Origin of the sequence: Secundilactobacillus angelensis (genome assembly GCF_012641075.1) — a bacterium.
In the GTDB taxonomy this organism is placed as follows: Bacteria; Bacillota; Bacilli; order Lactobacillales; family Lactobacillaceae; genus Secundilactobacillus; species Secundilactobacillus angelensis.
The window spans coordinates 34,432-54,528 of the sequence record NZ_JAAXLJ010000006.1 but is presented as its reverse complement, the minus strand read 5'-3'; the positions used below and the strand labels follow the sequence as shown (position 1 = coordinate 54,528).

Annotated in this window: 17 protein-coding genes; 14 read left to right on the top strand and 3 right to left on the bottom strand. The window is 44.3% G+C overall.

The genetic code is table 11. The annotated features are described in order from the left end of the window. Positions 1 to 57: 57 nt before the first annotated feature. Entirely contained in the window at positions 58 to 1,407 is a 1,350-nt protein-coding gene (locus HC026_RS04815) for an FAD-dependent oxidoreductase (RefSeq protein ID WP_168924861.1), read from the bottom strand. A gap of 176 nt (positions 1,408 to 1,583) precedes the next feature. Here HC026_RS04815 and HC026_RS04810 point away from each other — a divergent pair, with 176 nt between their 5' ends. Next, on the top strand, positions 1,584 to 3,005 hold the full coding sequence (locus HC026_RS04810; protein ID WP_168924860.1) for a C69 family dipeptidase: 1,422 nt from the start codon (positions 1,584 to 1,586) through the stop codon (positions 3,003 to 3,005). A 174-nt stretch (positions 3,006 to 3,179) separates the two neighbouring features. Beyond that, entirely contained in the window at positions 3,180 to 5,819 is a 2,640-nt protein-coding gene (locus HC026_RS04805) for a cation-translocating P-type ATPase (RefSeq protein WP_168924950.1), read from the top strand. Between the two features lie 125 nt (positions 5,820 to 5,944). On the opposite strand, the gene HC026_RS04800 is transcribed toward HC026_RS04805, so the two are convergent. Together HC026_RS04800 and HC026_RS04795 are read right to left on the bottom strand one after the other, a co-directional pair. After that, positions 5,945 to 7,030 (bottom strand): MucBP domain-containing protein, encoded by a 1,086-nt coding sequence (locus HC026_RS04800; protein ID WP_168924859.1) that lies wholly within the window; start codon positions 7,028 to 7,030, stop codon positions 5,945 to 5,947. 136 nt (positions 7,031 to 7,166) lie between these two features. After that, positions 7,167 to 9,419: an ATP-dependent Clp protease ATP-binding subunit gene (locus HC026_RS04795; RefSeq protein WP_168924858.1), complete on the bottom strand. Its 2,253-nt coding sequence runs from the start codon at positions 9,417 to 9,419 to the stop codon at positions 7,167 to 7,169. A 331-nt stretch (positions 9,420 to 9,750) separates the two neighbouring features. Between HC026_RS04795 and HC026_RS04790 the strand changes: the two genes are divergently transcribed. The 12 genes from HC026_RS04790 (at position 9,751) to dinB (ending at position 20,073) form a co-directional block, all read left to right on the top strand. Beyond that, entirely contained in the window at positions 9,751 to 9,942 is a 192-nt protein-coding gene (locus tag HC026_RS04790; protein WP_168924857.1) for a hypothetical protein, read from the top strand. A 169-nt stretch (positions 9,943 to 10,111) separates the two neighbouring features. Further along, positions 10,112 to 10,378: a phosphocarrier protein HPr gene (locus tag HC026_RS04785; protein WP_168924856.1), complete on the top strand. Its 267-nt coding sequence runs from the start codon at positions 10,112 to 10,114 to the stop codon at positions 10,376 to 10,378. A gap of 345 nt (positions 10,379 to 10,723) precedes the next feature. Continuing rightward, on the top strand, positions 10,724 to 11,902 hold the full coding sequence (locus HC026_RS04780) for a glycosyltransferase family 4 protein (protein WP_168924855.1): 1,179 nt from the start codon (positions 10,724 to 10,726) through the stop codon (positions 11,900 to 11,902). Between the two features lie 22 nt (positions 11,903 to 11,924). Next, entirely contained in the window at positions 11,925 to 12,947 is a 1,023-nt protein-coding gene (locus HC026_RS04775) for a glycosyltransferase family 4 protein (RefSeq protein ID WP_168924854.1), read from the top strand. A 2-nt stretch (positions 12,948 to 12,949) separates the two neighbouring features. Next, a complete protein-coding gene (locus tag HC026_RS04770; protein ID WP_168924853.1) occupies positions 12,950 to 13,969 on the top strand; it encodes a lysylphosphatidylglycerol synthase transmembrane domain-containing protein in 1,020 nt (339 codons plus the stop codon). A 120-nt stretch (positions 13,970 to 14,089) separates the two neighbouring features. Next, positions 14,090 to 14,278 carry an LPXTG cell wall anchor domain-containing protein gene (locus tag HC026_RS04765; RefSeq protein ID WP_168924852.1) on the top strand — a complete coding sequence of 63 codons (189 nt, stop codon included), beginning with the start codon at positions 14,090 to 14,092 and terminating at the stop codon, positions 14,276 to 14,278. A gap of 190 nt (positions 14,279 to 14,468) precedes the next feature. After that, positions 14,469 to 15,068, top strand: a complete 600-nt coding sequence (ruvA, locus tag HC026_RS04760) for a Holliday junction branch migration protein RuvA (protein WP_168924851.1) — start codon at positions 14,469 to 14,471, stop codon at positions 15,066 to 15,068. A gap of 30 nt (positions 15,069 to 15,098) precedes the next feature. After that, positions 15,099 to 16,112 carry a Holliday junction branch migration DNA helicase RuvB gene (gene ruvB, locus HC026_RS04755; RefSeq protein WP_168924850.1) on the top strand — a complete coding sequence of 338 codons (1,014 nt, stop codon included), beginning with the start codon at positions 15,099 to 15,101 and terminating at the stop codon, positions 16,110 to 16,112. 13 nt (positions 16,113 to 16,125) lie between these two features. Further along, positions 16,126 to 17,160 carry a tRNA preQ1(34) S-adenosylmethionine ribosyltransferase-isomerase QueA gene (queA, locus tag HC026_RS04750; RefSeq protein ID WP_168924849.1) on the top strand — a complete coding sequence of 345 codons (1,035 nt, stop codon included), beginning with the start codon at positions 16,126 to 16,128 and terminating at the stop codon, positions 17,158 to 17,160. A 72-nt stretch (positions 17,161 to 17,232) separates the two neighbouring features. Beyond that, positions 17,233 to 18,375 carry a tRNA guanosine(34) transglycosylase Tgt gene (gene tgt / locus HC026_RS04745; RefSeq protein WP_168924848.1) on the top strand — a complete coding sequence of 381 codons (1,143 nt, stop codon included), beginning with the start codon at positions 17,233 to 17,235 and terminating at the stop codon, positions 18,373 to 18,375. A gap of 107 nt (positions 18,376 to 18,482) precedes the next feature. Then, positions 18,483 to 18,872, top strand: a complete 390-nt coding sequence (gene yajC / locus HC026_RS04740; protein ID WP_168924949.1) for a preprotein translocase subunit YajC — start codon at positions 18,483 to 18,485, stop codon at positions 18,870 to 18,872. Positions 18,873 to 18,927: 55 nt separating this feature from the next. Beyond that, positions 18,928 to 20,073 carry a DNA polymerase IV gene (gene dinB, locus HC026_RS04735; protein WP_168924847.1) on the top strand — a complete coding sequence of 382 codons (1,146 nt, stop codon included), beginning with the start codon at positions 18,928 to 18,930 and terminating at the stop codon, positions 20,071 to 20,073. Positions 20,074 to 20,097: the final 24 nt, after the last annotated feature.

The window sequence follows — 20,097 nt, the reverse complement described above, 5'->3', positions numbered from 1 at the left end:
CTGATAACCGGTCGATTGACTGGTTATCAGGATTTTTTGGTTACATGATCTGAATAGTTAAGCTTTTACCGTAGTTAATTTTTCCTGTGCCGCTTGACCAAGAATGTTCAAGTAATTGAACGGACGATCGAAGTTAGGTTGGAATAGCATATCAACCATGGCGAGATCGTCGATGGTGTTGTGGTTTTGGATGCAAACGGACAATAAGTTCGCAGATTGTGAAATATCGTATTTGCTCATCAACGCGCCTCCGAGAATCTCACGGGTGTCAGGGTTGAAGACTAAAGACATGGTAACAGGGAGGGTCGTTGGCATGAATTCAGGTCGATAATTATCCGTGATGATGACTTGTTCAGCACTAATTCCTTGTTCCTTGGCTGCCTCGTATGTTAGCCCAGTTGAGCAAAGCGAGATGTCATAGAGGGCTAAACCAGATGATGATTGGGTGCCCATGTATTTTACGGTTGGTTTAGCGATGTTCTTACCAACTAAGATCCCTTGGCGCACAGCGTTGGTTGCTAAGGGGATGTAGGCGTTCTTACCAGTTGGGTTGTAGTGCACAGCTGCGCTATCGCCAGCAGCAAAAATATCTGGATCACTGGTTTGCATGTAGTCATTAGTAATGATGGCGCCATTCTTAGCCATCTCAACTTTACCAGCTAATAAATCCGTATTAGGTCTGAACCCAATGCACAACACAGCTAAATCAACGTTGATGGCTTCTTTATCAGTTGTGATTGTGACGCCATCATCAGTAGTTTCGAAACTTTCAACTTTTTGGTTGAGTGCCAGTTGAACGTTGTGGGCGCGGTATTCGTCTTCGATTTTATCCGTAAAAGCACTATCAAAATATTTTGGCATCACGCGGTCTTGCGCATCAATCAAAGTTACCTCATGACCCTTGAGGGAGTAGGCTTCAGCTAATTCAGCACCAATGTAGCCGGCACCGATGACGGCGATTCGCTTGGCGTTTCCCGCGCGGTGGAATAGTTCTTGAGCGTGGGCCCAGTTCTTGCATAGCAGGACTTTATCACTATTAATACCTGGAATTGGTGGGATAACGGGCCATGATCCTGAAGTCATCACTAATTTATCATAACTAGTAGTCGTGATGTCATGGTTTTCTAGGTCTTCGACGGTAATCGTATGTGCTTGGTTATCGATTGCTGTAACGTTATGTTTCATCAAAACTGTTGCCCCGAGTTTTGATAATTCGTCTGGACTTGAGTAGAAAAGTCCTTGTGGATCTTTCACATTACCGCCTAAATAAAGCGCGATTCCACAAGATAGAAATGAAATGACGTCGTTTTTTTCGTAGACCGTTACCTCAGCATCAGGGTTTTCAGCCAAAATTTGTTTCGTTGCAAAAGTACCTGCATGGGTACATCCAATCACTGCGACCTTCATAAAAACGTCCTCCTAGGTTAAAAACATTTAATTAAGTATAATTGTTCACAACTGTATTTTACACGAGTTAAACCGATTGTCAATAGATTCACAAACAAAAAGAAATCGCTTACAGTATTTTCGAATGTTAAAATTGCGATATACTAATAGCAGACAAAAATTAAAGGAGAAATTCAATGACACATCTTTCAGCTTGTACTTCAGTTTTAGTCGGTAAAAACGCGTCAATTGACGGTTCTGTGATGATTGCTCGTAATGACGATACGTTTTTGCCATTGACCCCACAGCGATTTTACATGCATCAGCCAACGGAGAATAAGGGTAAAATTTTACGTTCCACTCAAAATGGTTTTGAGGCACCACTTCCTGATAACGCCGTTCGTTATCAAGCGACTCCAAATGTCGAGGTGGAGAAAGTTGGTCTCTACGAAGAAAGTGGCATTAACGCTTACAACGTTGCCATGAGTGCCACTGAAAGTGTGTATGGCAATCCTAACGCCCTAGCTTATGATCCGTTAGTCGCTGACGGCATGGCGGAAGACACCATGCAGACGATGGTTCTACCAGTGATTACCAGCGCTCGCAATGGTGTCAAAGTACTAGGTGACTTGGTGAAACAATATGGTTCACCAGAGGGTAATGGCGTCTTGTTTGCCGATAAGGATGAAGCTTGGTATATGGAAATTGTGACCGGTCATCATTGGGTCGCCCAACGAATCCCGGATGATGCATTCGTCATCACCGCTAATCAAGTGGCCATTCAATCAGTGGATTTTGATGATCCGGATAATTTTATGTATTCTGAGGGAATTCAAGATTTCGTGACTGAACATCATTTAAACCCAGATCAATCCGGCTGGAACTTCCGTCATATTTTTGGAACCAGTACGGAAAAAGACCGCCACTACAACACGCCACGGGTTTGGTATGGTCAACGTTATCTGATGCCAGACGTTGAACAATCACCAACATCTTCAGAACTACCATTTATTTGCCACGCTAAACGAAAAATCAGCGTTGCCGACATTAGTTTTATTCTTGGGTCACATTACAATGAAACTGACTATGATCCATTAGGCAATGGGCCAGCAGATTTGAAGACGAAATTCCGGCCAATCTCCATGAACCGGACACAAAACTCTCACGTTTTACAACTGAGAAATAACGTTCCAGAAGCCCAGTCAGCTATCATGTGGCTGTGCTTTGGCGTGCCGGCTTTCAGTCCTTACGTACCATTCTTCGCTAATGCCACTGACACCGATCCTTCCTACGTGAACACACCGGTACACGCTGACCAAGAGAGTGCCTACTGGATGTACCGTAAGTTGTCAGTATTGGTCGAATCACGGTATTCAGAGTTCGTTCAGGATGACCGCGATTATCTGACGGCCAGCCAGGAATTATTCATGCGACACTTAGCCAAAACCGATGAAGTTGCAGCTAAGCTTACAGGTGAAGAACTCACCACTTACTTGACACAACAAAACTATCTGATTGTTTCGGAAATGAAATCTAGAACAACTAAGCTCATGAACGATTTGTTTGAGCATGGTTTGGAATTATCTAAGCTGACGTTTAATATGGACGTTAATTTGTAAAGCAACAATCTAAACACCTCTTCTACATTAAGGGAAGGGGTGTTTTTGTCAGCAAACTCACGAAAAATTCTAATACTAATCATAATTAATTCATGGTATCTCTGTGGGGCTTTCGATACACTAAAGATAGGGTAAAACGGGTAGCTCCCACAGAAAGGACTGCTGACTATGACAATGACGAATGCTGAGCGGAACCGTCAGCAATTGGAAACGGTTCTTAAAACCAATTTAACCAGCGGACTCACGACTGCCGAGGTGAAACGACGGCAAGCTGAAGGCCGGAACGTCTTGCAGGAGGAAAAACCGCCAACTTTACTTCAAAAAATCTGGCGGCATTTGTCTGATGTGGCCTCACTTGTGCTGTTATTTGCCGTGGCGTTATCCACTTATCTCGCCATTTGGGCTAATGGCGGCTGGACAAAGACCGTGGTAATCGGCAGTATTTTGATCATCAACGTTCTCATTGGGATGTACCAAGAGCATAGTGCCGAAAAATCCTTAGCAGCACTCAAAAAGATGAATATTCATGAAGTCACGGTGATTCGTGACGGCCACTCACAAATCATTGATGCGGCAGATTTGGTAGTGGGCGACGTGATTTCACTGTCAGGCGGCAATCAGATACCAGCTGATGGTCGTCTAGTCGCCGCGACTGATCTGCGAATTGATGAAGCCGTGTTGACTGGCGAAAGTGAACCTGTCAAGAAGAACGCTGAACCAGTTGCCAAAGCAGCTGAAATCGGTGATCGGGTAAACGAAGTCTTTTCAGGGACAGGGGTGACCCAGGGAACTGGTCAGATGGTGGTGACCGCCATTGGAATGGAAACTGAAATCGGTAGTATCGCTGGCATGCTGAACAGAACAAAGGCAAGAGCTACCCCGTTGCAGAAACGATTAAATCAGCTTTCTGGCCGACTAAGTGCGGTGGCTGTAGTAGGTGGCGTCATCATTACGATCCTGGGTCTCTTTTTTCAGGGTGACACGCTGACGGATGCGTTGATGATTGGCGTTTCACTGGCAGTGGCGGCAGTCCCAGAAACGTTACCAATCATCGTGACAATCAGTTTGTCACATGGCGTTGGTGTTATGGCTAAGCAGCATGCCATTATGCGACGCGTGGATGCGGTTGAAACGATTGGTGGGGTGAACGTGATTGCTTCGGACAAGACTGGCACTCTGACTCAAAACCAGATGACCGTGACTCAGGTTTGGTCGGTCTTCGATTCAAAACCAATCGTAGTAGGTGACGAACAGTTACATGACCAAACTAAAACGCTAATGCAGCTGATGGGCTTAGCTACCAATGTAACTCGGACGCAAGTCAATGGTGAATGGGTGGAAATTGGCGATTCCACAGAATTAGCAATTGTTCGCTGGTTGGCGGCTGAAGGGGTGACCAGAGCCGACTTTGAGCAGGAAGCACCACGAATAGCTGAAGACCCGTTTAATTCCACTAAGAAGACCATGGCAACACTTCATCAATTGCCGGACGGTCGAGCGCTGCTCATCATGAAAGGGGCCATCGATCATCTGCCGATTGAACAATCCACCAGCGAACAAGCAAGAACAAAGCGAGTTCATGATCAGTTTGCTCACGAGGCACTTCGAGTCTTGGCGGTGGGGTATAAATATTTTGATAGTATTCCTGAAGAACCGATTGAAAATTTGGAGCACGATTTAATTTTTGCAGGGCTCATTGGGATGATCGATCCACCTAGAGAGACGGCCATTGCTGCAGTTAAACAGGCTGCAGCAGCGGGTATCCGAACCGTGATGATTACTGGAGACCATCTCGAGACAGCGAAGGCGATCGCCAAACAAATTGGCATTTTACGGTCGGGCGACCAAGTTGTTACTGGGGCGGTGTTACGGAACCTGAGCGATCAAGAATTGGCAGCACAAATCGAAAAGATTAGTGTTTACGCTCGGGTTTCACCGGAAGATAAGATTCGAATCGTGAAGGCTTGGCAGCAACAAGGTGCCACGGTGGCGATGACCGGCGACGGTGTCAATGATGCCCCGGCATTGAAAGCCGCCGACGTGGGTGTTGCAATGGGGATTACCGGTACCGAGGTGTCTAAGAACGCCAGTGACATGATTTTAACGGATGATAATTTCGAAACCATCGTTGCGGCGGTCTCAACGGGTCGGGCGGTTTACCAAAATATTTTAAAGGCGGTAGAATTTTTGATTGGTGTGAACTTCGCTCAGATTTTCCTGATGATTTTTGCGGTTGGAATCGGCTGGGGCGCACCGCTGATTGCCGAACAATTGCTGTTGATCAACGTTTTAGCTGATGGTATTCCAGGATTCTATCTCAGTCGTGAACCGGCAGAATCCCGGAATATGAAACGAGTGCCAATCAGCAGAAAAACGAGTATTTTTGCGGATGGATTAGGTCAGCGGGTTGCCGTTCGAACCACGACCTTCATCATTTTAACGCTGGGTATTTACAGTTTAGGTCGTTTCGTACTAGCCAACAATGATCCGGCAATCGGCATGACTATGCTGTTCTTCACCCTAGCTCTGGGATCGATGATTGATATCTACCCCATCAAGCAGCGGTCACCGTTATCTTGGCAAGGCATCCGCCACAATTCAGCGTTAAATGCAGGGGTGGTGCTGGCAGCTACGGTGGTTGTGAGCACGGCTGCTTTTCCGTGGCTGCGAGAGGCCTTTCAGCTATCGACGTTATCACTTACGAATTGGTTGGTAATTCTCGTCGCCATCTTCATTCCAAGTTGCGTACTTGAAATCAATAAGCGGTTGAAATTGCTGTCGTTTAGACGACCAGTGATGTTAGATGAAGAATAAGAGCCTGTTACACGATTCGGCAGATTCCAGAATTTAAGACGAATACACCCCATCCCAATGGTTTTATCGGGATGGGGTGTATTCGTCTTAAGTGGCCGGAATCTGAGTTGTGTAACACATTCTAGTTAATTGAATTGAACATACTGCGCTAAAACGACCGTATTATCAGCCATTCGATACCATTTTATATCGTTATCATCCGTGAATTCACCGGTGAGTTGAACTGGGCTGCCGTCCGCAACCAACTTGACCGCCTGGCCATTAGGCTGATCGTAAGTATGCAGAGAGTGACCTGTGACAAAGTCGATTTTGGCCGCTTGATTCATAGGCTCATACACCACTGCGGGCCGTTGACCAATTTGTGGACGAGCTGGCTGATCCGTTTGCGTCACTTTCTTACCGTTTACCCATTGCGGACCACCTAAATTAAACCAAGTTTCGCCGTTTCTGGTATTGACTCGTACGAAGGCTCGCCAAACAGAGTTCTTCGGGAATTCGTAGTCGTAAGGCTGACCGTCAGGCTGGTCCAAGATTTGGGTGCTATCAAGCAATTTGACAAAGATGTTGATGCGTTGCACAGCTGTCCAATTATTGCGACGCAAAAGCACCACAATTGTTTGAACCTCTTCGGTAAAATGCCCGGTTAATGGCCGGCTAGCTTTAACTAAGTGATAGTCATCAACTTCGCTTTTACCAAAGGCAAAGGGTGCATTAACTGCCCCAGTTTGAATGACAGGTGGGGCGATCATTTCACTAGTATCATAATCGATGGCGTACATGATGGCTGGATGGCCCATCTTTTTAGTGAATTGTAGTGTCATGATGCGATAAGAATTCGTGAACACCGTTGTAAAGCCAATAATATGAAATAACACGTAATTGGCAATTTGACGTGGTTTAAAATGAATCTTTTCGCCGATTTGGCCGTTTAACCACTGTGGTTTGGCTAGTGAATGATTCTGATCATCCAAGTAAAGTACCAGCATAACGGCTGAACCAGATTGAGTGGGAGTCGAGTTTTCTTCGGCTGAAGCGATAGGGGCAGAGTCGTTGTGGCTTTGCTGATGATTGGATGCTGGTTCAACAGGTGGTACTGGGTTGTGCATTGGTTTAAAAATAGAGCTGTTTGCGGGCATACTTTTTCTTCGGCGAGAAGGGGTACTTGGTCGATTTTTAGTCATTAGGTCACGTAGTCGATTAAAAAAGAGCATACTGATTTCCCCCTCCTAGTTTTATTGATAAGACTAGTATACCCCAACTTGTCCGCGGTCGAAAAGATTTCAGCAGATATTAGACGCCAAAAAAGACCTGAACATCTCAATGATGTTCAGGTCTAAAAGCAATCAATTACTTCTTAGCTTCGGATTCATTTGCTGCTGGTGCAGCAGACGCTTCTTCAGCTAGCGTAATTTCACCATTTTCAATTTTAGCAACTAAGTTCTTGACGTCGCTGTGCTCCAAGTAGAAGTCGGCAATTCGATCCTCTATTTGTTCTTGAATCACACGCCGTAGTGGCCGAGCACCCATGGCTGGATCGTAACCCAATTCCACAAGTTTCGATTCAACTGGCTCAGTAACGTGAACGTGCAGACCTTGGTTGGCGAGCATGCCGTTCACATCGTTAATCATGAGGTCAACGATCTTCATCAAGTTCTCCTTAGTCAGGGAGTTGAATTCGATGATGTCGTCAAAACGGTTCAAGAATTCAGGCTTGAAGTAGTTGGTCAGCTGATCAAGAACGGAGTGCGTCTTGCCAGAGACTTCAGCACCAAACCCAACACTCGCTTCAGCATCACCTGAACCAGCGTTAGACGTCATGATGATAATCGTATCCTTAAAGGAAACGGTACGTCCTTGTGAGTCGGTCAAACGGCCATCATCCAGGATCTGCAGGAACATGTGCATCACGTCTGGGTGGGCTTTTTCAACTTCGTCTAAGAGAATTAGACTGTATGGATGACGACGAACTTGCTCAGTGAGTTGACCAGCTTCTTCATAGCCAACATAGCCAGGAGGTGAACCAATCAATTTAGCCACTGAATGTGGCTCCATGTATTCCGACATGTCAAACCGAATCATGGCCTCAGTTGAACCGAATAGTTCACGAGCTAATTGCTTAGCTAATTCAGTCTTACCAACACCAGTAGGGCCTACAAACAGGAATGATCCAATTGGCCGGCCAGTACCGTTGAGCCCGATTCGGTTACGACGGATGGCACGGGAGACTTTATCAACGGCATCGTCTTGACCAATCACGTGAGCTTTCAAAGACTTACCCAAGTCACGAAGTTGCTGCTGTTCCTTGTTTTGAAGTTCACCAACCGGGATACCAGTCTTCTCTTCAACAATCTGTTGCATATCTTCCTCGGTAACTTGTGGTTCATCATCCGAAGAAGGGGTCGCCGTCTGAGATTTCTTCGCATCCTCAAGTTTAGTCACTTGATCACGATAGTAAGCGGCTTTTTCGTAATCTTCTTGTTTTAAAGCAGCTTGTTTTTGATCTTCGGCGGCCTTGATCTTGTCGTCGATGGTCTTGGGATCAACAACGTTGATGGTTAAGTTCTTTTTGGAACCAGATTCATCAAGTAAATCAATGGCTTTGTCAGGTAAGAACCGATCTTGAATGTAACGATCTGATAATTTGACCGCTGCGTTTAGAGCACCATCCGTATAGTGAACGTGGTGATAATCCTCATACTTCTTTTGGATTCCCTTCAAAATCTGAACGGCTTCCTCAGGAGACGGTTCGTTTACTGTAACGGGTTGTAGCCGACGAGCTAGGGCTTGATCCTTTTCAATATCACGGTATTCATTTAAAGTTGTCGCACCAACTAGCTGAAATTCGCCACGGGCCAATGCAGGCTTCAAGACGTTACCAGCATCCATACCGCCTTCAGCATTACCAGCGCCGACGATTTCATGGATTTCATCAATAAACAAGATAATGTTAGGATTATCGGTAACTTCCTTCATCAATTGCTGCATCCGTTGTTCAAATTGACCACGGATACCAGTTCCTTGAACGAGGGAAACGACGTCAAACCGGATAATTTTCTTATTTTGTAATTTTTGTGGAACATCGCCAGAGACGATCTTTTGAGCCAAGCCTTCAACTACCGCTGTTTTACCAACACCGGCTTCCCCAATTAAAACGGGGTTGTTTTTCGTCCGGCGGTTCAAAATTTCAATCACTCTAGAAATTTCACGGTCTCGGCCAATCACGGGGTCAATCTTACCTTCACTTGCTAATTGGGTAAGGTCCAACCCGTATTGTCCTAATAGACCGCCGTTGCCGTTACCATTTTGACCGCCGCCATTGCGGGGACCGCTTGGCTGGGTCGGTGGCGTTTGTTGTTGATAGCCCTGAGGATTACCGTTAGGGTTTCCGCCCTGCATAGCGCGGAAAATATCATCCAGGTTACCAAAACCAAATGGATCTTGTGCCATTTGTGCACCTCCATTTCCAGGATTAGAGTTATTCTGCTGATTTTTAAGAAGTTGATAGCAGTTTTGACAAAGGTCAACTTGCTGTCTTTGACCATTCACATTCAGGTATAAATGAATCGTCGCTTCACGTTGATGACAATTCTGACACAGCATATCTTGACTCCTCTCTTATTAAAGTAGGTAAGTCATTCGTTGATCATTTGTTTGACCAATCTTGACCTTTAATCATATTATACAATACTCAAGTGTTTACGCAAGACATTTGCTCGCACTTTTGGGATAAAATTAGCACGAGGGTCACTCGAGTGCTAACTCAAGTTATGTTTTACTTCATTTCGGGAAATGTTGCAAGCAGTTTGACTGAATGAATGGTTTTTTCCTTTTTTATAACGTCGAATTTCGAAATTTAGGAAGACTGACTTGAATGGCCAAGTTATGGTAAAATATGTTGAATTCTATTTGTGTGTTGTGGGGGGTGACAGGCTTGGCTGAAGACTATGCCAATTTGATGGCGCAACTAAAATCAGGTGAGCTGGATGAGTTTACCGTTGAACCAGTTGACTTCATGGCGTTTCAAACGGCTTATATGCAATTTGAGTCCCGTAAGCGGATTGTGGGCAAAGCGGATAAAAATGGGAAGATCATTTATCATTATGACCATGACCAGACACAGTAAATAAACGATGTAAGCGGTTGATTATTTATTAGAACTGCTTGTATTTTGTTTGATTAATTGATATTCTTAGACTAAAGGTGTTTTTCTATTTATTTCATAAATGCTGTACTTATGAAACTAATGAAAAGTAGCCCAATTTGTTTTAGCAGATAAAGGAGATTGATATATTATGGAAAAACGCAACTTTCGGATTACTGCAGAAGCCGGCATTCATGCTCGTCCTGCAACCTTATTAGTACAAGCTGCCAGCAAGTTTAATGCCGACATTAACTTGGAGTATGATGGCAAGTCCATTAACTTAAAGTCAATTATGGGTGTGATGTCATTAGGTGTTGGTCAAAACACTGATGTTACCATCTCTGCTGATGGCGATGATGAGACTGAAGCACTTGAAGAAGTCGCTAAGACTATGAAGGCTGAAGGCTTAACTGACTAAGCAGGTCTGTCTCTGCAATTATATTAAAGATCAATCACTGGTAACACAGTTTTTGATGATGATATGCTAATTAATGGTTCACTTTTAGGGTGAACTAATGATATTAAAGACGGTTCACTAGAGGTATTCGACTTTCTAGTGTACCGTCTTTATTTTATCATTAAGAAACGGCAAAGGGGCTTGCACCACACACGGTGATAAGTTATCGTTATTGATTGAATAAAGGGATTAAGGTCACACTGGTTGTCATGGCCAGAATGGTTTTGTGTGTCTTGCAATCAGTACTTCTAACCAATATAATTATTATCAATGAGAACACGTAATTAATGATAGGGGGGATTTGTCGTGAACATTGGGTTATTTACTGACACATACTTCCCTCAAGTAAGTGGTGTAGCGACTTCAATTAAAACACTGCGGCATGAGTTGGAAAAACAGGGCCATCAAGTGTATATCTTTACAACGACTGACCCGCACGTGGAAAAAGACGTCTATGAACGTAACATCTTTCGTTTCCCTAGTGTGCCATTCGTTTCGTTTACCGATCGGCGAATAGCCTTCCGGGGTCTTTTGCATGCCTACCAGCTAGCCAAGGAATTGAATTTGGATATTGTCCACACCCAGACGGAATTTTCTATGGGCCTCATCGGCAAGTTTGTTGCTCGAGCCATGAAGATTCCTTGCATTCATACGTACCACACCATGTACGAAGACTATTTGCACTACGTTGCCAACGGTAAGATTTTGAAACCAGTGCACGTGAAGCAGATGACCTTGGCTTTTTGCAGCCATTTAGACGGTGTTGTTGCCCCAAGTGAACGCGTTATTGATACCTTGAGTGGTTACGGTGTCAAAGCACCGATTAGGGTAATTCCAACGGGGATCGATCTGGAACAGTATGAGCCGGATGAAAACGAACTCAATGTCCGGGAAAAGTACCATGTTCCAACTGACGCGCCAATGATGCTATCACTAAGCCGTGTTGCGTATGAGAAGAATATTAAAGAAATTATTGATGGGTTCACCACCATTTTAAAGCGTATTCCCAATGCGTACTTAATGATTGTTGGTGACGGTCCTGCTAAGGCTGACCTTGAGCAGCAAAGCCATGACCTCGGTTTAGATGACCAGGTCATTTTTACCGGTGAAATCAATAATAATGAAGTTTCTGCATTTTACCATGCCACTAACTTATTCGTTTCGGCATCGGATTCGGAATCTCAAGGGCTAACCTACATTGAAGCGCTGGCTTCCGATAAGAAAATCGTGGTTAAAAGCAGTCCATACACGGATGAGTTGTTGCAGGATGCCGAATTAGGTGCAACCTTCAAAACGCACGATGAAATGATTGAGAAGATGGTTTATTATCTCAAACATGATCAAATACAAGATCATACCGTGCTGAATCAAACTCTAAAACAGGTTTCAAGTGAAACGTTCGGTGAACAAATCGTTGAATTTTATCGTGATGCCCAGCTTAACTATGAAGCGACTCACGAGGATTCTGCGGATGTTAGCAATTAAGCACTAAGAAACGGAGCTATGGATGTTAAAAATTACAATGTTTTCGGCGGCAGATTCAGTAAAGGGTCAAGGTGTGGGGAGTGTCTACACGGAGCTGGTTCGACTGTTAAAGACGCGTGAATCTGACCAAATTGAACTTAGAATTAATCAATATGGGCGTAGTGACATTAGTCATTATCATACGGTTAACTTTCCATATTACTTGTCGACTTTTATGCCTGGACGGGGGCGTAAGGTCGGCTTTGTACATTTTTTACCTGAAACCCTGGAAGGGAGTCTAAAGCTGCCTAAACTTGCTAAGGCGGTTTTCTATCGATATGTGATTGCTTTTTATAAACGCATGGACCAATTAGTCGTCGTTAATCCATCCTTTATTTCCAAGTTGGAGGCATACGGCATTAGTAAGGATAAGGTGACTTATATTCCAAACTTTGTCAGCTCCGAAGAGTTCCATCCGGCTAGTGATCAACAAAAGCAAGCACTGCGGCAGCAATATGGTTATCCGGATGCATTCACCATTTTAGGATCCGGTCAAGTTCAAGTTCGAAAAGGTGTTTTTGATTTTATTGAACTCGCCAAACGACACCCTAAGATCCAGTTTATTTGGACGGGTGGTTTTTCATTTGGCCGGATTACGGACGGGTATGAAGAATTAAAGCGGGTGGTTGACAATCCGCCTGCCAACTTGAGCTTTCCAGGCATTATTGATCGTGATAAGTTGGTTGACTACTACAACATGGCAGATTTATTTTTACTGCCGTCTTATAATGAGTTATTTCCAATGTCCGTGTTAGAGGCGTTTAGTACCCATACACCGGTGCTATTACGTGATTTAGACTTGTATCATGCCATCATTGAAGGCGAATATGCTGCAGCTCAAGATGTGGAAGAAATGGACCAGATCATTTCTGATCTCAGTTCAAACTCAGAAGCATTGCTGGCGCTTAAAAAGCAAGCTGAACGGGGTGCAGACTACTACTCAGAGGAACGACTAGCCAAGATTTGGCTTCAGTTCTACACTGAACAAGCTAAAAGAGGAAAATAAGTATGTCGAGACGCAACAAAATTGTATTGTTCCTAATTATTCTGCTGGGAGTTTCAATCTTCGGTTACTCTTTACGCGACATTAAGCTAAACATCCTAATTCGCGACTTTACGACCATTAACCAGGGCTGGTTGCTGGTTGCGGTTGCCTGTATGCTGTTCTACTTTTTGCTGGAAGGATTAGTGGTTAAGGTCTTTGCAGACGAACGATTGGGACACTACTCCTTTAAGAGTGCGCTGCGAATTCCGTTGATTGAGCAGTTGTTTAATGGCATCACGCCGTTTTCATCGGGCGGCCAGCCAGCACAGCTGATTGCGATGCTGCAAAGTGGTATCGATGGTGGCCGGGCAAGCTCAATCTTGTTGATGAAATTCATTGTTTACCAAGCGATGATCGTCATCAACTTCCTGATAGCACTGGTGATTGGGTTTCATTATATGGTCAGCAAAATGAGTTATTTATCATTGTTCGTCGTGTTTGGCTTCGTCATTCACTTTGCGGTGATTATTAGTTTGTTTTTAGTGATGTTTTGGCCGCAGTTTACCAAGAAAGCCATGCGGGTTGTGATGATTCCGGTTCGTTGGTTTACAAGTAAGAAAAAGGTCAATGATTGGATCATCAGATTAGATACCAAAATTGATTTGTTTTACGAAGAAAGTGTTCAGTTGATTGGTCAGTGGAAACTATTGCTGAAAGTGATTATGATTACTTTTTTCCAACTCATGTTTTACTATTTGGTCCCATATTTCATCATGCTTTCACTCGGTTACACTCAGGCTAATATTGTCATGATTACCTCGCTACACGTTTTGATCGTGATGGTGATTTCCATTTTCCCAATTCCCGGTGGGTCAGGCGGTGCTGAGTACGCCTTTACGGTACTGTTTAGTTCGTACATCACGAATTCGAGTAAGCTTGTGCTAGCCATGCTGCTTTGGCGATTACTGACTTATTACTTGGGCATCCTGGCGGGGATTTTGGCGCTAGCGGTAAAGCCAGATAAAATCCAATTAAAATCCTGAGCGCAAACCCTAAATACTGAATGATATAACCTCATCATCAGTTGCGTCATTTGAACTGAGATGGGGTTATATTTTTATAAATTGCCAAGTATTAAAATTTAATTAGTATTTTTATGTTATTTGCTCGGTCAAGTTACTACGGCTAAAACAAATGGTCAAGCGTCAAATATTTCTAAGCAAGCTAATGGACAAAACGAGTTGCCACAAACCAATGAAAAGGTCACGCCCGTGGGAGCGACAATTGGTCTTGGTCTACTCGTAATATTAGCTGCGTTTGGCTTCAAACGGAAGAAACGTGATGATGAATAGTTCCTTATTAACTTAAACAATTAAAAACGACTTATCGACGTTTTCATTTGGTGTCGGCAAGTCGTTTTTCTGTTGCCGATGTCGGTTTGTTCACTTGTGATGGCACCTTGCCTGTTGGCTGTTATTCATGTTACAATCTCATAAGCAAACATACGTTTACGTAAATTATAGAACTGGAGCTATCATCATTATGTATGAGTATTTATATGGAAAAGTTGTCGATATTCAACCTGCCTACGTCGTGTTGGATGTTAACGGAGTTGGCTATCTGATTCGGGTGGCTAATCCGTTTAAGTTTGAAGTCGGTGACGAGTTAACTAAAATATATATTCATCAAACCATTAGCGATACGGCTCAAACATTATATGGCTTCAGTTCGTTAAAAGAAAAGCAACTCTTTGAGAAGCTTCTGGCGGTATCTGGTATTGGCGCCAAGAGTGCACTAGCTATCTTGGCAAACGGTGACCAGCAAGCTATTGTGGAAGCAATCAGTCAAAATAACGTGACTTATCTAACCAAATTTCCTGGAATCGGCAAAAAGACTGCCCAACAAATTGTGTTGGATTTGAAAGATAAGCTAGCGGATTTTTCAACTAACAGCTTATTTGAACAACCCAAGAACGTGATTTCGGCAACGGATAATGCCGCTTTAGCCGATGCTCTGGAGGCTTTAACCGCGCTTGGGTATAAAGATCGAGACATTAAGCGAGTTGAAAAGGGACTGAAGAGCGAACCCGAACAATCTACGGACGCTTATTTAAGTGCTGCACTGAAACTATTAACGAAGTAATCACAATGATAAAGTCAAGGGGGCGAGCAGATGACTGAAGATAACCGAATAGTTGACGGAGATAAACAAGACGATGCCGAAACGTCTATCGAACAGTCACTCCGGCCCAGCAGTTTATCAACGTATATCGGTCAAACAGCTTTAAAACGGGAGCTAAGTGTCTATATTCGGGCGGCAAAAAAGCGTGAAGAAGCACTGGATCACGTTCTTTTGTATGGCCCTCCTGGATTAGGTAAGACGACCTTAGCCATGATTATCGCTAGCGAGATGCAAGTGGGAATTAAAACCACCAGTGGCCCGGCGATTGAAAAGACTGGCGATTTGGTGGCGCTATTAAACGAGCTCAACCCCGGGGACGTTTTATTCATTGATGAAATCCACCGGCTGCCAAAAGTGGTGGAAGAGATGTTGTATTCTGCAATGGAGGATTTCTTCATTGATATCGTGGTGGGTCAGGGACCAACTGCCCACCCAATCCATTTTCCATTACCGCCATTTACGTTGATTGGGGCTACCACCCGGGCTGGTTTATTATCGGCGCCGTTGCGGGATCGCTTCGGAATCGTCGGGCACATGGCCTATTATAGCTCCGACGAACTGGAACAAATCGTTAAGCGGTCTGCTAAAATTTTAAACTCACCGATTCAAGAAGAGGGGGCTCATGAAATTGCCCTTCGATCCCGTGGTACCCCTCGAATCGCTAATCGATTGTTGAAACGAATTCGTGATTTCGCCGAGGTTTCAGAACATCACGATTCGATTGACCGGACGATTGTTCAGCACGCTTTGCAAATGCTGCAGGTGGATGATGAGGGCTTAGATCAGACCGATATTAAGTTACTGGAAACGATGATCCGGTTTTATAACGGTGGCCCTGTTGGTTTAAACACCCTGGCCGCTAATATCGGCGAAGAAACTGATACCGTGGCAGAAATGTATGAGCCATTTCTCCTGCAAAAGGGCTTTATCAAACGAACTGCCCGTGGGCGGATGGCAACACCATTGGCGTATGAACATTTAGGAATAACGCCTGATAACAAGTGAAAGGACCTTCATAATGACACTGACGACTGAAGATTTTGACTACGATTTACCACACGAACTGATTGCTCAGACTCCGATTGAAAAACGGGATGCTTCTCGGCTACTGGTTTTAGATCATAAAACCGGTGAGATGGCCGACAAACATTTTTATGATATTCTGGATTATTTGAATCCTGGCGATGCCATAGTGATGAACAATTCTCGCGTCATGCCTGCCCGAATCTATGGCATTAAACCAGATACTGGCGGTCACGTTGAAACCCTACTCTTGCATAATACCAAGGGTGATGAATGGGAAACTTTGATGAAGCCGGCCAAGAAGATGAAGGTTGGGTCCACTCTTAGTTTTGGCGATGGTCTGCTAACGGCGACCGTGACAGAGGAATTGGAACATGGCGGTCGAATGATTGAATTTCATTACGAAGGTATCTTCATGGAAATTCTCGACAAGCTAGGTGAGATGCCATTACCGCCGTACATTAAAGAAAAGCTGGATGATCCTGAACGGTATCAAACTGTCTATGCAAAGACTCCGGGATCGGCAGCGGCACCTACTGCTGGGTTGCATTGGACGAAGGAACTCCTTCAAAAGGTGCAGGATAAAGGCGTTAAACTAGTTTATTTAACACTTCACGTGGGCTTGGGAACTTTCAGACCGGTGGACGAGAAGAATATCGAAGACCACAAGATGCATTCGGAGTTCTACCAACTGTCAGAAGAGTCGGCTAAAACGCTCAACGAAGTTCGTAAAAATGGCGGACGCATCATTGCCACTGGTACGACATCTATCAGAACGTTGGAAACGATCGGAACTAAGTTTAATGGCGAGATCAAAGCTGATTCTGGTTGGACAGATATCTTCATTAAACCCGGTTACCGATGGCAAGTTGTTGATGCGTTTATCACTAACTTCCACTTACCTAAGTCAACGCTGGTAATGTTGGTAGCAGCCTTTACTGGCAGAGATAATATTTTAAATGCTTATCAACACGCTATCGACGAACGTTATCGCTTCTTTAGTTTTGGCGATGCAATGTTTATTAAATAGTCATTGATCGACGACCTTTTGCTGGCAGCACCAGCAAGGGGCCGTTGTTGGTTAAAATACGGAGGAACATACATGGAACCAGCGATTAAATATCGCCTCATAAAAACCGAAAAAGATACTGGTGCTCGACTGGGCGAACTCATTACACCACATGGCACCTTTCCCACGCCAATGTTCATGCCTGTTGGGACGCAAGCGACTGTTAAATCACTAGCGCCTGAGGAATTAGACGAAATGGGTGCTGGCGTCATATTAGCAAATACTTACCACCTTTGGCTTCAGCCAGGCGAAGATTTAGTCAAAGAAGCTGGCGGCTTACACAGGTTTATGAACTGGCAAAAGCCAATCTTAACTGATTCGGGTGGCTTTCAGGTTTTCTCTTTGGCAGAGAACCGTAACATCACAGAAGAGGGTGTTCACTTTAAGAACCCGGCCAATGGCGACCGGATGTTTTTATCACCCGAAAAAGCAATGCAGATTGAAAACGACCTGGGGCCTGATATTATGATGAGTCTAGACGAGTGCCCACCGTTTTTTGAGAGTTATGATTACATCAAGCACTCGGTTGAACGAACATCACGGTGGGCAGAGCGTGGGTTGAAAGCGCACGCTAATCCTGATTGGCAAGGCTTATTTGGTATTGTTCAGGGAGCGGGTTATGAAGATTTACGGCGTCAATCAGCTCATGATTTAGTCAGCATGGATTTTCCTGGCTATTCCATCGGCGGATTGTCAGTGGGCGAGTCCAAAGCGGAAATGAATCGGGTCTTAGATTTTACAGCACCGATGCTGCCAACCAATAAACCCCGTTATTTGATGGGCGTTGGCTCTCCTGATTCCCTGATCGACGGGGTAATGCGCGGTATTGATATGTTTGACTGCGTACTGCCAACACGAATCGCTCGCCGTGGAACCTGCATGACTAGTCACGGTCGCTTGACGGTTAAAAATGCCAAGTACGCCCGTGATTTTTCACCAATCGATGACCAATGTGATTGTTATACTTGTCGTAACTATACCCGGGCTTATATCCGTCATCTCTTCAAGGCGGATGAAAGTTTCGGTTTGAGGTTGACGAGCTATCATAATTTATATTTTTTGTTGCACCTCATGCAAAAAGTTCGTGAAGCCATCATGGCGGATAATTTACTGGATTTCAGGGCTAATTTCTTCGAAGAGTATGGTTACAATCAGCCAAATCCAAAAAATTTCTGATATTTGATAGACTGATAGACAAATTTTTGTTAAATTATACAGTAGACAAAGGTGGGTGAAAGAATTTGAACGTTTTAGCAAGCTCTAATGCTGGGGGTTACTCCAGCATGTTGTTGATTGTGGTGATGATCGTTGCAATGTACTTCTTAATGATCCGGCCACAACGCAAACAACAAAAGAAGCATCAAGACACGTTGAGCCAACTGAAAAAGGGCGATCACGTGGTTACGATTGGCCGACTTCACGGTGTGATCGATGAGATCAACAATGAAGCTAAGACAGTGACACTTGATTGTGATGGTATTTATTTGGTCTTTGACCTCAACGCCATTGCATCAGTGACTCAGCGTTCTGCTGCTAGTGAAGTTACTAGTGCAGCAGCCGCCGAACAAAAACCAGCCGAACCAGCTGAAGAAGAAAAAACTGAGACGCCTGAAGCAACTCCTTCAGACGAACCAGCTGATGATTCAACAGATGATACTAAAGCTGACAAGTAGCTCTAATCTCCCTTTGTTTAGGGAGATTTTTTAATTTAAGGAGGGGGGCGTTTTTTTGGATAATCCAGTGCATGTTGACGACAGCAGACAAATTTTGCATGTCGATATGGATGCCTTCTACGCCTCCATTGAACAACGAGACACACCCACCTATAAGAAACAACCCTTGGTGATTTCCCGTGATCCTCGCCAGACTGGTGGTCGAGGCGTCGTGACAACCGCCAACTATGTGGCTAGAAAGTACGGTGTGCATTCGGCGATGCCGGCACAGCAGGCATTAAAGTTATGTCCACAAGCTGTTTTTGTCCCGCCTAATTTTCACCATTATCGTGCAATTTCGGATCAAATTCACCGTATCTTTCATGAGTATACCGACATTATTGAAACGGTTGCGTTTGATGAAGCTTATCTAGACGTGACTAAAAACAAGCTCGATATTGACGACCCAGTAGAATTGGCGGTCCAACTACAAGCTGAAATCTGGGATCAAACACATTTGACCAGTTCGATTGGTATTTCGTACAGTAAATTCCTGGCGAAAGAGGCTTCCGATTATCGTAAACCAGTGGGGATCACAATCATCCATGCTGAGGACGCCCATGACTTCTTGATGCATCTGCCCATTGAACGATTCCGCGGTGTTGGCAAGAAGACGGTGCCTAAGATGCATGACCTGAATATTCATACTGGTCAAGACTTATTTGCTTGGGATGAGCTTGATTTGATTAACAAATTTGGTCGATTTGGTGAAATTTTATACCAGCGGGTTCGAGGTTCCGATAATCGGCCTGTGGAGTACCAACGAGAACGCAAGTCAATTGGAAATGAAACGACGTACTGGCCTTTTTTAACCACTCGCAGTGAAGTTGACACTCAGCTGGAAAAACTGGCAGGAATGTTAGCTGAAACTGTTAAAAAGCAGCAGATGCACGGGCGTACACTGGTGTTAAAGGTCCGCTATGGCGATTTCAAGACGAAAACTAAACGGATCACTCAGCCGGATTTTCTGGAAAATGCCCCGCAATTGTATGCGCAAACGGCCAAAGAGATCATGAACACCCTGCCGGAAAATCCAGAGGGGGTGCGCCTATTGGGAATAACGCTGACTGGCTTAGCACCAATCACGTTTGAAAATATTGCGTTAGATTTGTTTGAAAACGAGCAGCGCCGGAAGTTCCACGATAATTCACAGGACTTCTAAAGCTGCGTTATGATTAACTGATCT